This is a genomic window from Vibrio sp. V31_P5A7T61 (assembly GCF_009904895.1).
In the GTDB taxonomy this organism is placed as follows: Bacteria; Pseudomonadota; Gammaproteobacteria; order Enterobacterales; family Vibrionaceae; genus Vibrio; species Vibrio metschnikovii.
Map to the genome: position 1 here is coordinate 1 of NZ_WXWI01000019.1, position 14,551 is coordinate 14,551.

General features: G+C 45.3%; 14 protein-coding genes. 11 read left to right on the forward strand and 3 right to left on the reverse strand.

The window, feature by feature from the left end; translation table 11 throughout:
• A partial coding sequence (locus CAG58_RS02935; RefSeq protein WP_161429599.1) for an IS4 family transposase occupies positions 1–520 on the forward strand: 520 nt, incomplete at its 5' end.
• A gap of 9 nt (positions 521–529) precedes the next feature.
• Here CAG58_RS02935 and CAG58_RS02940 read toward each other — a convergent pair.
• Positions 530–793, reverse strand: coding sequence for a hypothetical protein (locus CAG58_RS02940; RefSeq protein ID WP_161429598.1), 264 nt, complete (start codon positions 791–793; stop codon positions 530–532).
• Between the two features lie 355 nt (positions 794–1,148).
• The gene (locus CAG58_RS02945; protein ID WP_161429597.1) at positions 1,149–2,057 is read right to left on the reverse strand and encodes a DMT family transporter; all 909 of its coding nucleotides are present in this window, start codon (positions 2,055–2,057) and stop codon (positions 1,149–1,151) included.
• 181 nt (positions 2,058–2,238) lie between these two features.
• Here CAG58_RS02945 and rmuC point away from each other — a divergent pair, with 181 nt between their 5' ends.
• The 7 genes from rmuC (at position 2,239) to tatC (ending at position 8,429) form a co-directional block, all read left to right on the forward strand.
• A complete protein-coding gene (rmuC, locus tag CAG58_RS02950; protein WP_161425972.1) occupies positions 2,239–3,771 on the forward strand; it encodes a DNA recombination protein RmuC in 1,533 nt (510 codons plus the stop codon).
• Positions 3,772–3,819: 48 nt separating this feature from the next.
• Positions 3,820–4,602 carry a bifunctional demethylmenaquinone methyltransferase/2-methoxy-6-polyprenyl-1,4-benzoquinol methylase UbiE gene (gene ubiE, locus CAG58_RS02955; protein WP_154169764.1) on the forward strand — a complete coding sequence of 261 codons (783 nt, stop codon included), beginning with the start codon at positions 3,820–3,822 and terminating at the stop codon, positions 4,600–4,602.
• A 13-nt stretch (positions 4,603–4,615) separates the two neighbouring features.
• Positions 4,616–5,221: a ubiquinone biosynthesis accessory factor UbiJ gene (locus CAG58_RS02960; protein ID WP_161425973.1), complete on the forward strand. Its 606-nt coding sequence runs from the start codon at positions 4,616–4,618 to the stop codon at positions 5,219–5,221.
• Complete coding sequence (gene ubiB, locus CAG58_RS02965; RefSeq protein ID WP_161425974.1) at positions 5,218–6,849, forward strand: ubiquinone biosynthesis regulatory protein kinase UbiB; 1,632 nt, start codon at positions 5,218–5,220, stop codon at positions 6,847–6,849. Before CAG58_RS02960 ends, ubiB begins: the two co-directional genes overlap by 4 nt.
• A gap of 55 nt (positions 6,850–6,904) precedes the next feature.
• Positions 6,905–7,144, forward strand: coding sequence for a Sec-independent protein translocase subunit TatA (gene tatA, locus CAG58_RS02970; protein ID WP_004393899.1), 240 nt, complete (start codon positions 6,905–6,907; stop codon positions 7,142–7,144).
• Between the two features lie 3 nt (positions 7,145–7,147).
• Positions 7,148–7,549 carry a Sec-independent protein translocase protein TatB gene (gene tatB, locus CAG58_RS02975; protein WP_161425975.1) on the forward strand — a complete coding sequence of 134 codons (402 nt, stop codon included), beginning with the start codon at positions 7,148–7,150 and terminating at the stop codon, positions 7,547–7,549.
• 136 nt (positions 7,550–7,685) lie between these two features.
• Positions 7,686–8,429: a twin-arginine translocase subunit TatC gene (gene tatC, locus CAG58_RS02980; protein WP_154169772.1), complete on the forward strand. Its 744-nt coding sequence runs from the start codon at positions 7,686–7,688 to the stop codon at positions 8,427–8,429.
• A 32-nt stretch (positions 8,430–8,461) separates the two neighbouring features.
• Here tatC and CAG58_RS02985 read toward each other — a convergent pair whose 3' ends face one another.
• Complete coding sequence (locus CAG58_RS02985; RefSeq protein ID WP_161425976.1) at positions 8,462–9,223, reverse strand: TatD family hydrolase; 762 nt, start codon at positions 9,221–9,223, stop codon at positions 8,462–8,464.
• A gap of 233 nt (positions 9,224–9,456) precedes the next feature.
• Here CAG58_RS02985 and hemB point away from each other — a divergent pair, with 233 nt between their 5' ends.
• The 3 genes from hemB (at position 9,457) to CAG58_RS17125 (ending at position 14,313) form a co-directional block, all read left to right on the forward strand.
• Positions 9,457–10,512, forward strand: a complete 1,056-nt coding sequence (gene hemB, locus CAG58_RS02990) for a porphobilinogen synthase (protein WP_161425977.1) — start codon at positions 9,457–9,459, stop codon at positions 10,510–10,512.
• A 764-nt stretch (positions 10,513–11,276) separates the two neighbouring features.
• Positions 11,277–14,072, forward strand: coding sequence for a DNA polymerase I (polA, locus tag CAG58_RS02995; RefSeq protein WP_154169778.1), 2,796 nt, complete (start codon positions 11,277–11,279; stop codon positions 14,070–14,072).
• Positions 14,073–14,265: 193 nt separating this feature from the next.
• On the forward strand, positions 14,266–14,313 hold the full coding sequence (locus CAG58_RS17125) for a hypothetical protein (protein ID WP_438356636.1): 48 nt from the start codon (positions 14,266–14,268) through the stop codon (positions 14,311–14,313).
• Positions 14,314–14,551 lie beyond the last annotated feature (238 nt).

The window sequence follows — 14,551 nt, forward strand, 5'->3', positions numbered from 1 at the left end:
ACTGTATAAATCACGTCCTAAAGGCCGAAAAAATCAGCGTTCGACACGGACTAATTGTCATCATCCATCACCTAAAATCTACTCCGCTTCGACAAAAGAACCATGGGTTTTAGCGACTAACTTGCCCGTTGAAATCCGAACACCCAAGCAACTCGTTAGGATCTACTCAAAGCGTATGCAGATAGAAGAAACCTTCCGAGACTTGAAAAGCCCAGCATACGGTCTAGGACTCCGCCATAGCCGAACTAGCAACCCAGAGCGCTTTGATATCATGCTACTAATCGCCCTAATGCTTCAACTGACATTTTGGCTTGTTGGCGTACATGCACAGAAACAAGGTTGGGATAAACACTTTCAAGCGAACACTGTCAGTAATCGAAATGTACTCTCAACAGTGCGCTTAGGTATGGAAGTTCTGCGGCATTCTGGCTACGCAATAACGAGGAAAGACTTGCTCGTAGCTGCAACCATACTTGCTCAAAATCTATTCAGGTACGGTTGCGCTTTGGGGAAATTATGAGGGGATCCCTCAGAGCATAGCACCAAATGAACACCCACGTGGTACATTCGCACTGGAGGTGCAAATGAACTCCATATAAATTGTCCCAACATCGTTAACCTTAATAGTTCCGTGGCCTAACATTTTGAGCCCATTATCCATTTTTTGAAACACTTCGACCTGAACGCAATGTAGAACCAAATCACCAGTACGAAGCTGCTCGATTTTCTTACCTATTGTCATACCAACACCATCATTAAATTTACGGGTATTATCGTTCGAACCGCAAAACATCAAAAATACCTTAACTACATTAGATAATGAACCGATTTCATACTGATGTCGCCTCGATTCTGTAGACACATTCATACATAAACAAAATTTTGCCAAATGACGAGTCAATGAGGTGAGAGGAAGTGCCAGCTCTAACCAATAATGGGGCAAAGCTGAGCCAGCTGATGATTAGCTAACTTAAAATGGGAAGTGGTCTTCTTCATACCTTTCAACCCAAGTTACTAGCCGTAACATAGAACCTTATTCGAAACACACTGTGTGAATTGTTACGGGCAAACTTTATTGTCTCATTTGAGTCTTACAGGCAAACTTTATTGTCACTGCACAAGTACCTGACCCGCTGCGCTGGTGGGTTTTATGGCCGTGCTTTTCTTGGCTTAGTGCGGGCTGAGAATTTCATTTGCTGAATCACTAATCCGCTAATAATAAACACTAAACCGATAATGGTGGTGGGATGAATGCGCTCACCGATAATGGTCGCCAATAAAATCAAAGAGATAAATGGCGAGGCAAAAATAAGATTACTGATCCGCGCGGTATTTTGAGTACTTTTCAAAGCGCTCAGCCAGAGCACAAAGGTAATTCCCATCTCAAATAAGCCAACATAGCTCACCGCCAGCCAGCCTTGCCACGAAATAGTTAGCCATGAGGCTCCCTCATAAAGGCTTAAACCCATCGCGCAGGGAATAGCAACCAGAAAGCCGAGCAGTAGGCCAACCACCGGATCCGCTTGGTTCTTGGTATTTAAAATCCAATATCCTGCCCATAATAACGTTGAGCATAAAGCCAGAGTGACGCCAAGTGGGCTTTCAAATTGTAATTCCAGTAAGTTGCCTTGAGTGGCAATCACCAATACGCCAAAATAACTTGCTGCGCAGGCGAGCCAATCTTGCTTGCGGATCGTTTGGCCTAGAAATAGCGCCGCCATTAAGGTGAGTGTAATTGCCCAACTGTAGTTAATCGCTTGTGCTTGAGAGGCGGGCAGTAAAGCGTAGGCTTTAAAGAGCAATAAATAATAGGCGAGCGGATTAATCAAACCGAGCAAGCAATAGTAAAACGGATTGGCGATAAAGGTCGGGATAAGCTGTGCCAGTTTACCTTGTAGGCCACAAATGATGGCTAAGGTACACGCGGAGACGATGCTCGCCATGGTCAGCATTTGAATTGGAGTCAGCTCGGCTAAGGTGAGTTTGAACGCGGTCGCGACCGTTGACCAAAGTAACACGGCGGATAACGCCAGTCCAAGCGCTCGGCGCTCATTCATGCTTCTACTCCTTGCTAATGGTTAGCGACCTTGATTGGCAGCCCGCACTGTGACACGTCATTGTGTGGTTACTTTGTGCAAAGTGCTAATCTACGGTGGAAAAACCAGTCAGTAAACTGGACATTTATCCAGTATCACCATACCATTTTTAATTAAAGTGATAATTGATGAAGTGCTTGATATGCAATGGATCATTGAACAGGCAGCCACCTGGTTGGCTGCGCTCTCTGCCGCTGGCGTTGCCGCGATTACCACTGGCTGGTGGGTAAAACAGAAAATGCAGTTCTCACTGCAACTACTAGAGCAGCAATTAGCGAGCGAAGCCCGTTGGCATCAACAACAAAAAACGCAGCTAGAGCAGTCGTTACAGCAAGCTCAGCAAGAGTTAGATGAGCTTGATCAGCAGCGTGATAAAGCGGAATTTGAGTTAAAACAAGCGCATGGCAAGATGATGGCGGTGATAGAAAAATTACGCCATTTTGAAGCGATCAAACAAGAGCGTTTGGCTTATGCTGAGCAATTGAACCAGATGCGCGATCTCAAAACTCAATTGGAAGTGCAACTCCATGAGCAGCAAGCCCGACATGAGCAGCAACTCGCGGCCAGTCAAGATAAGCTGCAATTGCTTGAGCGAGCTGAAGAGCGTTTAAAGCAGCAATTTGAGCAACTTGCTAATCAGGTATTTGAACACAAAACGGCAAAAGTTGATGCGCAAAACCAACAGAGTTTAGCTGGGCTGCTTAATCCACTGAAAGAGCAGCTCGAAGGGTTTAAAAAACAGGTCAATGACAGTTTTAACCAAGAAGCGAAAGAGCGGCATACCTTAGTACATGAGCTGCGTAACTTGCAGCAATTGAATGAGCAAATGGCCAAAGAAGCGCTCAATCTCACCCAAGCCTTAAAAGGGGATAATAAGCAGCAGGGCAATTGGGGCGAAGTGGTGCTTGCTCGGGTATTGGCAGAATCAGGTTTGCGCGAAGGGCATGAATATCACACCCAAGTCAGCCTACAAAATTCCGCTGGGAAACGTTATCAACCCGATGTGATCGTCCATTTACCACACAATAAGCAAGTGGTGATTGATTCAAAAATGGCACTGGTGGCTTACGAGCGCTACTTTAATGCCGAGACCGATAGTGAACGCGATCGTGCTCTGCACGACCATTTATCGGCGCTGCGTAATCACCTGAAAGGCTTGAGTCAAAAAGATTATCACCAGTTGAAAGGGCTACACAGTTTAGATTATGTGCTGATGTTTATTCCGGTCGAGCCGGCCTTTCAGGTGGCGATTCAAGCGGATCCAAGCCTAGTCAAAGATGCCCTTGAGCAAAATATTATTTTAGTCAGCCCAACCACTTTATTAGTAGCGCTACGTACCATTGATAACCTCTGGCGTTATGAACGTCAAAATCAAAATGCGCAAGAGATCGCAGAACGAGCCAGTAAATTGTACGATAAGCTGCGTTTGTTCGTAGAAGATATGCAAGGTTTAGGCGGTGCACTGGATCGCGCTAATCAGAGCTATCAATCGGCGATGAATAAACTGGCCACAGGGCGTGGTAATGCGATACGTCAGGCGGAAAGTTTTAAGCAGCTTGGGGTGGAGATTAAACGTTCGATAGCGAGTGAGTTGGTTGAACAAGCGCAGCGTGAATCGGATCCTGATTTTGCGCCTTTACTAGAAAGACATCCCACTGAGGATAAAGTAAACTAATCGTCCGCAGTTGCAGTTTAGGTGTAAGACTGCCCAAGAGGAATAACAATGACGGATATCAGCGTGCAAACCAATACAACAATAGACAATCAAGAAACCACCCATTTCGGTTTTACTACCGTCGCCAAAGACGAAAAAGTCACCAAAGTGGCGCAAGTATTTCATTCTGTCGCTGCCAAATACGACATCATGAATGACATGATGTCTGGTGGTATTCATCGCTTATGGAAGCGTTTTACGATTGATTGTGCGGGTGCGCGTCCTGGACAGAAAATTCTTGATCTCGGCGGTGGTACGGGGGATTTAACTGCCAAGTTTTCGCGTATTGTCGGTGAAAAAGGCCATGTGATCTTAGCGGACATTAATAATTCAATGCTCAATGTGGGCCGTGATAAGCTGCGCGATCGAGGCATTGTCGGTAACGTGCATTATGTGCAAGCTAATGCCGAAGAATTGCCGTTTCCCGATAACTATTTTGACTGCATCACGATCAGTTTTTGTTTGCGTAATGTGACCGATAAAGATCAAGCGCTACGCTCGATGTATCGAGTATTAAAACCGGGTGGTCGTTTACTCGTGCTCGAATTCTCTAAACCTGTCCTTGAACCACTCTCCAAAATATACGATGCCTACTCGTTTCATCTGTTGCCGAAAATGGGCCAGTTGATTGCTAATGACGCAGAAAGTTATCGTTATCTGGCTGAATCGATTCGCATGCATCCTGATCAAGAGACGTTAAAAGGCATGATGGAGAGCGCAGGCTTTGAACAAACCACTTACTATAACCTCACTGGCGGTATTGTCGCTTTACACCGTGGTTACAAATTCTAAGGGGTCTTATGTTATGCCGTTTCAATCTTTGATCACTGCGGTGATGGAAACCACGCTCAATACCTTAATTGAGGATGATCCACAACTGCACCGTCGACTTACTCGTTTGAAAGGGCAAGTGATACAGCTGCATATTAAAGAGATCGATCAAACCTTTACTTTTGTATTCAGTCAGCAAATTGATGTGCTTGGTGCTTATGAAGCTCAGCCCGATTGCTACTTGTCGTTATCATTGACTATTTTGCCTGAGTTGCGTGAGCAGGCCAATATCACGCAACTGATTAAACAAGACAAACTAGTGTTACAAGGCGATATTCAGCTAGCACAAAAATTTGCTCAATTATTGACAGATTGTAAGCCCGATCTTGAAGAGTGGTTATCACGTATTACTGGCGATGTGGTCGCTCATACTGTAGTGCAAGGCATTAAGGATGTGCATCAGCAAGTGACCAGCCACTTTGTCAAACAGCAACATTATGTCGCCCAAGTCCTCACCGAAGAGTGGCGTATTGCTCCTCCGCCATTAGAAATCGCTGATTTTTGTGATCAAGTGGATGAAGTAAAAAGTCATGCCGCTCGTTTAGAAGCCAAATTGCATCAGTTACTGGGAAAAGTATGACTCCTGCAGAAGTTAAGCGTTTATATCGCATCATCAAAGTTCAGCTTGAATATGGTTTAGATGAGCTGATCCCACAACACCAATTAAGCAAAGCGCCATTACTGGCACGTAAAATGTTGTTTTGGATTCGTAATCAACATTCCGATAAGCCTCTGGGTGAACGGCTGCGCCTTGCGTTACAAGAACTTGGTCCAGTGTGGATTAAATTTGGTCAGATGATGTCAACTCGACGAGATTTATTCCCACCGCATATCGCTGATCAATTGGCGATGTTGCAAGACAAAGTTGCTCCGTTTGATGGTGCTTTAGCGCAGCAACATATGGAGCAAGCGCTCGGCGGGCCATTAGATACTTGGTTTGATGAGTTTGATATTGAGCCTTTAGCTTCGGCGTCCATTGCTCAAGTGCATACCGCGAAACTCAAATCTAATGGTCGCAACATTGTCTTGAAAGTGATCCGTCCCGATATTCGCCCCGTTATTGATGCGGATCTAAAACTGATGTACCGCTTAGCGCGTATTATTGCCAAAATGACGCCAGAAGCACGTCGTTTAAAACCGGTTGAAGTGGTACGTGAGTATGAAAAAACCTTACTCGATGAACTGGACCTACGACGAGAAGCCGCCAATGCAATCCAACTGCGTCGTAATTTTGAAAACAGCGAAGAACTGTACGTACCAGAAATCATCACCGATTTTAGTAATAAAACGGTCATGGTCTCTGAACGCATTTATGGTATTCAAGTGTCAGATTTGGCGGGGTTAAAAGCCAACGGCACCAATATGAAACTGTTGGCCGAGCGTGGAGTGACAGTGTTTTTTACCCAAGTATTTCGCGATAGTTTTTTCCATGCAGATATGCATCCGGGTAACGTATTTGTTAATCCTGAACATCCAGAAAATCCGCAATGGATTGGTTTAGATTGCGGGATTGTCGGCACGTTAAATGCTGAAGATAAGCGTTATTTGGCAGAGAATTTTTTAGCATTTTTTAATCGTGATTACCGTAAAGTGGCGCAGTTGCATGTTGACTCAGGATGGGTGCCCTACGATACCAATATCGATGAGTTTGAAGTCGCGATTCGCATTGTTTGTGAGCCGATTTTTGCTAAGCCTTTGTGTGAAATATCGTTTGGTCACGTGTTATTGAATTTGTTTAATACCGCCAGACGGTTTGAAATGGAAGTGCAGCCCCAACTGGTATTACTGCAAAAAACGTTGTTGTATGTTGAGGGATTAGGTCGTCAGCTTTATCCGCAATTAGATTTGTGGCAAACCGCAAAACCCTTTTTAGAAAAATGGATGCGTAATCAGGTTGGTCCTCAGGCGGTGATTAACGCGGTCAAAGAGAAAGCGCCATTTTGGGCGGAGAAACTCCCAGAATTACCCGAGCTACTCTATGACAGCTTAAAACAGGGGAAAAACCTCAATCTGCGTATGGAGCAGTTTTATCAAGGCTACTGTACATCGAAGCGGCAGCAATCGACCGGGCAGTTTTTATTTGGTGTTGGCGCCACTTTAGTCGTATGCTCTGCTTTATTATTAACCGACTACCCTTCATTAGCGATGGGAGCGGTGATGGCGGGTGCAATTAGCTGGTGGTTAAGCTGGCGAGTGTATCGTCGATAACTTGGATTCACTGAAGAATTCATCATTGTGTAACACATAACCCGAGGTAGAGAAAATGGGTGGTATCAGTATTTGGCAACTGCTTATTATTGCGGTGATCGTTGTTTTATTATTTGGCACTAAGAAATTACGTGGCATAGGTAGTGACTTAGGCAGTGCGGTGAAAGGCTTCAAAAAGGCGATGGCTGAAGAAGAAGATCCGACGAAGAAAGATGCCGATTTTGAGCAGAAAAATCTACAGCAACAGAAAACGGAAAGTACGGCGGAAGCCAAAAAAGACCAAGAGAAGGTGTAAGCTGTGTTTGATATCGGTTTTTGGGAGCTGGTATTGATCTCGGTGGTTGCACTGGTTGTGCTGGGCCCAGAGCGTTTACCTCATGCAATACGCAGTGTGGCTAAATTTGTTGCTACTGCCAAAGGGATGGCAAATAGCGTCAAAGAAGAGTTGGCCCAAGAGCTAAAAGTGCAGGAACTGCAAGAGCAATTACGTAAAGCTGAGCAAATGGGGATGAAAAATCTATCGCCAGAGCTACAAGAATCGGTCGATACACTAAAAAAAGCAGCACAGGATGTGCAGCGTTCTTATGGTGCTAATGCTGAGAACATTGTCGAGCCAGACTCGGTTTCTGCGCTGAAACCAACAAACCCGACAGCAGACTTACCTGTGACAAAAAAAACACCCAACAAAGCGCCAGAGTAAGCCGAACGGTTCGGCTTTATAAAAACGGTGATTGAGTTGGCGTAGTATCGCGCCACGACAGCGATAGTCTCTTTCTGTGATGAAACCGTCATCAGCTGATACTGATTACTTGTACTCCATATTAACCGAGGTTGTTATGTCATCCGCTGAACAAACCCAGCCGCTCATCGCCCATTTACTTGAATTACGTGACCGTTTATTACGCAGTATTGCGGCGGTGATCGTCGTTTTTATTGGTTTGATTTATTTTTCAAATACGATTTACGAGTTTGTTTCGCGGCCTTTGGTTGAGCGTTTGCCTGCTGGTGCGACGATGATTGCTACTGATGTCGCTTCGCCATTTTTTACGCCCCTGAAACTGACGTTAATTGTCGCTATCTTTTTATCGGTGCCGTATATCTTGTATCAAGTCTGGGCGTTTGTTGCCCCTGGTTTGTACAAACATGAGCGTCGGTTGATTTTTCCACTGTTGGTTTCCAGTTCTTTGCTGTTTTATTGTGGTGTTGCCTTTGCTTACTTTGTAGTGTTTCCGTTAGTGTTTGGCTTTTTTACTGCTATTTCGCTGGGGGGCGTACAATTTGCTACCGATATCGCTAGTTATTTAGACTTTGTGTTGTCGCTCTTTTTGGCGTTTGGTATTGCGTTTGAGGTTCCCGTGGCGATTATTTTGCTGTGTTGGACTGGCGCGACAACACCGAAAGCGCTCAGTGAAAAGCGGCCCTATATTGTGGTCGCCGCTTTTGTGATTGGCATGCTACTCACGCCACCGGATATTATTTCTCAAACCCTATTAGCCATACCTATGTGCTTGTTATTTGAAGTTGGGCTGTTTTTTGCGCGCTTTTACGGCCAGCGAGAGCCGCGTGAGGCGCAAGAGTAATCGCGATATCGCGATGGCTTGGTCGTCGTTGGTTATAACTTAAATAAGGCTTTGGCATTGTTAGTGGTGAATTGGTCGACGTACTCGGTGCTTAGGCCGCGTAACTCTGCAATTCGCTCTGCGACTAATCGAGTGTACGCTGGCTCATTACGTTTACCGCGATGCGGCACTGGCGCTAGGTAAGGACAATCGGTTTCTAATACCAGATAGTTCAAATCGAGCGCTGGAATTACTTTATCCATTCCGCCATTTTTAAACGTTGATACTCCGCCTAAACCTAAGTGAAAGCCAAGATCATTGATCGCTTTGGCTTGTTCAATCGTTCCGCCAAAACAATGGAAAACACCGCGTAATTGACCATTTTGCTCTTGCTTGAGTAGGGCTAAGGTTTGATCGATGGAATCACGAGTATGAATGACGACCGGTAAGTTAAGACTTTTTGCCCAGTTCAGTTGGGTAATCAATGCCATCTCTTGTTCGGCTTGATAGGTTTTGTCCCAGTACAAATCAATGCCGATTTCACCTACGGCAATAAACTCGCGTTGTGTAAACCAGTATTCTATCTGCTCGAGCGTTTGTTTGACGTCGGCGTTTACATAGCAAGGATGCAGGCCCATCATCGATCGGCATAAATCAGGATAAGCCGCTTCGGTAGCGAGCATAGGAGCGATAGAGTCGAGATCGATATTGGGTAACAAAATGTGCTCAATACCTTGTTCAATCGCACGTTTTATCACTTGGTCGCGATCGTGATCAAATTCACTGGCGTAAACATGGGCATGGGTATCAATCATCGTAATCTCTTTATGGTTAGTGGCTGTTGACGCTTCCGAGCTATCGTCAGCGGGATGATATTCGATAAAGAAGCAGTATACGCGAGTGGGCCACGGAGATCATTTTTCGCCTTTTCTTGGATTGAGCCTAGCGCCAAGTGATTAGAGTGATATGATTTCACGACTACACGTTCCAATCACGACCGCTGGTGGTCCTATCACTGCTGTGCGGTTCGACAACTAAGGAGAGTCGAGTGTCTGTATCAATCCAAGGTCAGTTCCCTGGCCGTCGTTTACGCCGTTTACGCAAACATGATTTTAGTCGTCGCTTAGTCGCAGAGCACAGCGTCTCGGTGAATGACTTGATCTATCCGATGTTTATCTTAATGGGTAAAGATCGTCGTGAAGCGGTAGAGTCGATGCCCGGTGTTGAACGTCTATCTATCGATTTGATGTTAGAAGAAGCGCAATATTTAGCGCAATTAGGAATTCCAGCCATCGCCCTGTTTCCGGTCGTGACTCCAGATGCAAAAAGTCTCGATGCTTCAGAAGCCTATAATCCGGATGGATTAGTGCAGCGTGCGATCAAATTACTGAAAGCGCATGTCCCTCAAATGGGCGTGATTACCGACGTGGCTTTAGATCCTTTTACCACGCATGGCCAAGATGGGATCATTGATGAAAGTGGCTATGTGCTCAACGAAGCAACGACCGAGGTATTGATTAAGCAAGCATTGTCCCATGCTCAAGCCGGCGCGGATGTTGTCGCACCATCAGACATGATGGATGGACGAATTGGTAAAATTCGCCAAGCGCTTGAAGAGGCGGGGCATATCCATACTCAGATCATGGCTTATTCGGCGAAATATGCGTCTTGTTACTATGGGCCGTTTCGTGATGCGGTCGGATCGGCAAGTAATCTCAAAGGGGGCAATAAGAAAAACTATCAGATGGATCCGGCCAACAGTGATGAAGCATTGCATGAAGTCGCGATGGATATTAACGAAGGCGCGGATATGGTGATGGTTAAGCCCGGTATGCCCTATCTTGATGTGGTACGCCGAGTGAAAAGTGAGTTGCAAGTGCCCACTTTTGCTTATCAAGTGTCTGGTGAATATGCGATGCATAAAGCGGCGATCTTAAATGGTTGGCTTAAAGAACGTGAAACCGTTATGGAGTCACTATTGTGCTTTAAGCGCGCTGGAGCCGACGGCATTTTGACCTATTTTGCTAAACAAGTCGCTGAATGGTTAGCCGATGATCACGCTCAAGCGGCGAAGCATTTGCGTCAGAAAGCCACCTCAAAATAAAAGCTACCTCACACTCAAAATAAAAGCTACCTCACACTCACAATAAAAGTGGGGCAGATCAACAAATGAGATTTTTTCTCATTTGGGTGTTGACATTAAGATGAGAACGATTATTATTAACCTTGTCTTAGGGGATAAGTCGAGTTCAACAACAGACCTGCTGATTATGTTAGCTTTATCTATTGCTAGCGGATAAGCAGAGGAGAGGTTATTGGGTAACACAGATTCTTTTTGACACGACATTGCTCACATTGCTTCCAGTGTAATATTTAGCTTTTTGGGGAGTTGATTTTACCATTAGCTTCACCAGCATACGGCTAGGCGACATCTTCGGGTGTCGCTTTTTTTATGCTATGAGTTCGGCAAGTCAATCTGTCACATGAGTAGATTTTACTCAATGACGTCAGCAAGATTGGATGAGACTGTTGTAATTGTAATCAGCTAATTTCGAGCGGGATCTCAGCGTGAGCAAAAGGACAGCAAGTATCTTTTCCACAATGGATGATCGTTAAAGGATCATTGCTGTCTTTGTCGATCTGGATTAAAACCCTTAAATATCAGTAACTTTTATTTTGATTGGCAGTGGTAAAAAGAGAGTGATGGCGGTGTGGATAAAATCTATGAACAGACTTATCCACAGATGAAGGGGAGGCAGAACCGATCTCGGTGCACGCTTAGGCAACGAGTCAGCTTGATCAGCATGGAAACCAAGCAGCAGTCATGGCATCCTAGGCGCTTATTGTTTCTGATCGGATAGCAAAACTATGGCTCGTATCCCTGATAACCCCCTCATTTTGATCGATGGCTCCTCTTATTTATACCGCGCGTTTCACGCCTATCCAGGCACCATGACCAATGGTGAGATCCCGACCAATGCGGTGTATGGGGTCGTTAATATGTTGCGTGCCATGATGCGTCAATTTGCTTCAGAGCGCATGGCCGTGATTTTCGATGCGAAGGGTAAAACCTTTCGTGATGACATGTACGATCAGTATAAAGCTCATCGCCCTCCGATGCCGGATGACCTAAGATGTCAAATTGAACCTTTGCATCAGATTATTCGTGCAATGGGTTTACCGCTGATTTCGATTGAAGGTGTGGAAGCGGATGATGTGATCGGCACCTTAGCGGCGCAAGCATCGCAAGCGGGAATGCCAGTGCTGATCAGTACCGGTGATAAAGATATGGCGCAATTAGTCAACGATCATGTCACTTTGATTAACACCATGACCAATGTCGTCATGGATCGCGAAGGGGTGATTGAAAAATTTGGTATTCCGCCTGAGTTGATCATCGATTATCTCGCTTTGATGGGCGATAAAGTCGATAACATTCCTGGCGTTCCCGGTGTGGGTGATAAAACCGCGACCGCCTTGTTACAAGGGATTGGTGGCCTTGAGGCGTTATATGCCAATTTAGATAAAATTGCGGAGTTAGGCTTCCGTGGTTCAAAAACCATGGCCAAGAAGCTGGAAGAAAATCGTGACAATGCTTGGTTATCTTATCAGTTAGCCACGATTAAGCTCGATGTTGCATTGGATCACACGCCGCAGTCTTTATTGAAAACCACTCCCGACTGCGACGCCTTAATTGCGCTGTATGGAAAAATGGCGTTTAAATCTTGGTTAACGGAACTCTTAGACGGCGGTAATGGCGTGGTTGAAGCTCGTGAACCTATCACCCAGCGAGAAGTGGCCTCTGGCCAAGCGCACACGGTGATGAGTGAGCACTCAGCGGTAACGATTGATCGCAGTCAGTACCAAACGATCCTTGATGAACAGAGTTTTGCGATATGGTTAGCCAAGCTCAAACAAGCCGAAGTGTTTGCGTTTGATACGGAAACAGACAGTCTCGATTATATGGTCGCTAATTTGGTGGGTCTCTCGTTTGCCGTAGCAGAAGGAGAGGCGGCGTATGTGCCCGTTGGGCATGACTATCTTGATGCGCCTCAGCAGCTGGACCGTGATTGGGTACTGGCGCAGCTAAAACCGCTATTAGAAGATCCTCAATTGGCTAAAGTTGGTCAAAATCTGAAATACGACGCCAGTGTTGTGGCGCGTTATGGGATAACGATGCGTGGCATTGCTCATGATACGATGCTGGCTTCTTATGTCTATAACAGCGTTGGTGGTAAGCAGGATATGGATAGCTTAGCGCTACGCTTTTTACAACATAGCTGCATTTCTTTTGAGCAAGTGGCTGGTAAGGGCAAAAATCAACTGACCTTCAATCAAATCGATCTTGAACAGGCTGCGCCATACGCCGCGGAAGATGCCGATGTGACACTAAGGTTACACCATCGTTTACAAGCCTTGCTTGAGGCGGATGCGCCGCTATTCGCTGTTTATCGTGATATTGAGGTGCCATTAGTGCCGGTGTTATCACGTATGGAGCGCACAGGCGTATTGATTGACGATCAATTACTGGCGATTCAATCTCAAGAAATTGCCCAGCGTTTGGTTGAGCTCGAGCGCAAAGCCTATGAGCTGGCTGATCAAGAATTTAATTTAAGCTCACCAAAGCAATTACAAACGATTTTGTTTGAGCAGATGAAGTTACCTGTGGTGAAAAAAACGCCATCAGGTACGCCATCGACTAACGAAGAAGTGCTGCAAGAATTGGCGTTAGATTATCCGTTACCAGCGGTGATCCTTGAATACCGTGGATTGGCTAAATTAAAGTCGACCTACACAGACAAGCTACCAAAGATGATCAACCCAACAACTGGGCGGGTGCACACTTCTTATCATCAAGCGGTAACGGCGACAGGACGTTTGTCTTCAACCGATCCAAACTTACAAAATATTCCGATCCGCAATCAAGAAGGACGTCGTATTCGTCAGGCCTTTATCGCTCCAGCGGGCTGGAAAATCATGGCAGTCGACTACTCACAGATTGAATTACGAATCATGGCTCATTTGTCTGGCGATCCTGCGTTGCTGGACGCTTTCCAGCAAGGCAAGGATATCCATACCGCGACGGCAGCAGAAATCATTGGCGTGAGTATTGATCAGGTAACCAGTGAGCAGCGTCGCCGCGCCAAAGCGGTCAACTTCGGATTGATTTATGGCATGAGCGCCTTTGGTCTTGCTAAGCAACTCGGTATTCCGCGTTCTGAAGCTCAGCATTATATGGACAAATATTTTGAACGTTATCCGGGTGTGCTGCGTTATATGGAAGAGACGCGCAGTATGGCGGCAGAGCAAGGGTATGTGGAAACGCTCTTTGGTCGTCGTTTGCATTTACCTGAAATTCAATCACGGAATGGCATGCGTCGTAAAGCCGCTGAGCGGGCGGCGATCAATGCACCGATGCAAGGTACTGCCGCTGATATCATTAAAAAAGCGATGCTATTAGTGGATAATTGGATCGAGACAGAGGGGCAAGGACGCGTAAAACTGTTAATGCAAGTACACGATGAACTAGTTTTTGAAGTGCAAGAGTCAGCTTTATCCGAAATTGAAAGTAAAGTACAAGAATTGATGGAATCTGCTGCCCAACTTAACGTTCCGTTAGTGGCTGATGCTGGTCACGGAAACAACTGGGATGAAGCCCATTAACGTCGATTTAGCATAAAATCAATCAATTATTCTAGCCAGCGTCTTATCGCTGGCTTTTTTTTAATCGAAAAAAATTGAGTGATTTTCAAGTGTTTATGTATTTTAATAAAATTTTAATGAAAAAAAACTACAAAAACTATTTTCATTTATGACCAGTTGCTGTAGATTTAATTCCGTAGGGTACAGAGGTAAGATGTTCTATCTTTCAGACCTTTTGTTTCACGTTATTGGATTAGGCTGATTCAGCCGCCCCAGTCGATTATTGACTGGGGCGTTTTTTATTGTGCGCTTCCCATCTTTTTATCTCTCGTATCATCAATCTTCGCGGCTGAAATCTGGTCGATTATTTCGGCTAAGCAGCGCCTCAATATAAAGCTGATTGACGATGGTTTTTGATCAGTATTGTCATTAAACGTCATTCACACTTTCGATTCTTTTTAGCGAAAAACCAAGTCTATAGGATGGTGGTTTTTTTGATT

Excerpts from the sequence above, each read along its gene's own strand:
- CAG58_RS02945 (WP_161429597.1), bottom strand. The coding sequence starts at position 2,057 with ATGAATGAGCGCCGAGCGCTTGGACTGGCGTTATCCGCCGTGTTACTT.
- tatA (WP_004393899.1), top strand. The coding sequence starts at position 6,905 with ATGGGTGGTATCAGTATTTGGCAACTGCTTATTATTGCGGTGATCGTT.
- CAG58_RS02985 (WP_161425976.1), bottom strand. The coding sequence starts at position 9,223 with ATGATTGATACCCATGCCCATGTTTACGCCAGTGAATTTGATCACGAT.
- polA (WP_154169778.1), top strand. The coding sequence starts at position 11,277 with ATGGCTCGTATCCCTGATAACCCCCTCATTTTGATCGATGGCTCCTCT.
- CAG58_RS02960 (WP_161425973.1), top strand. The coding sequence starts at position 4,616 with ATGCCGTTTCAATCTTTGATCACTGCGGTGATGGAAACCACGCTCAAT.
- CAG58_RS02940 (WP_161429598.1), bottom strand. The coding sequence starts at position 793 with ATGTTTTGCGGTTCGAACGATAATACCCGTAAATTTAATGATGGTGTT.
- rmuC (WP_161425972.1), top strand. The coding sequence starts at position 2,239 with ATGCAATGGATCATTGAACAGGCAGCCACCTGGTTGGCTGCGCTCTCT.
- ubiE (WP_154169764.1), top strand. The coding sequence starts at position 3,820 with ATGACGGATATCAGCGTGCAAACCAATACAACAATAGACAATCAAGAA.
- ubiB (WP_161425974.1), top strand. The coding sequence starts at position 5,218 with ATGACTCCTGCAGAAGTTAAGCGTTTATATCGCATCATCAAAGTTCAG.
- tatC (WP_154169772.1), top strand. The coding sequence starts at position 7,686 with ATGTCATCCGCTGAACAAACCCAGCCGCTCATCGCCCATTTACTTGAA.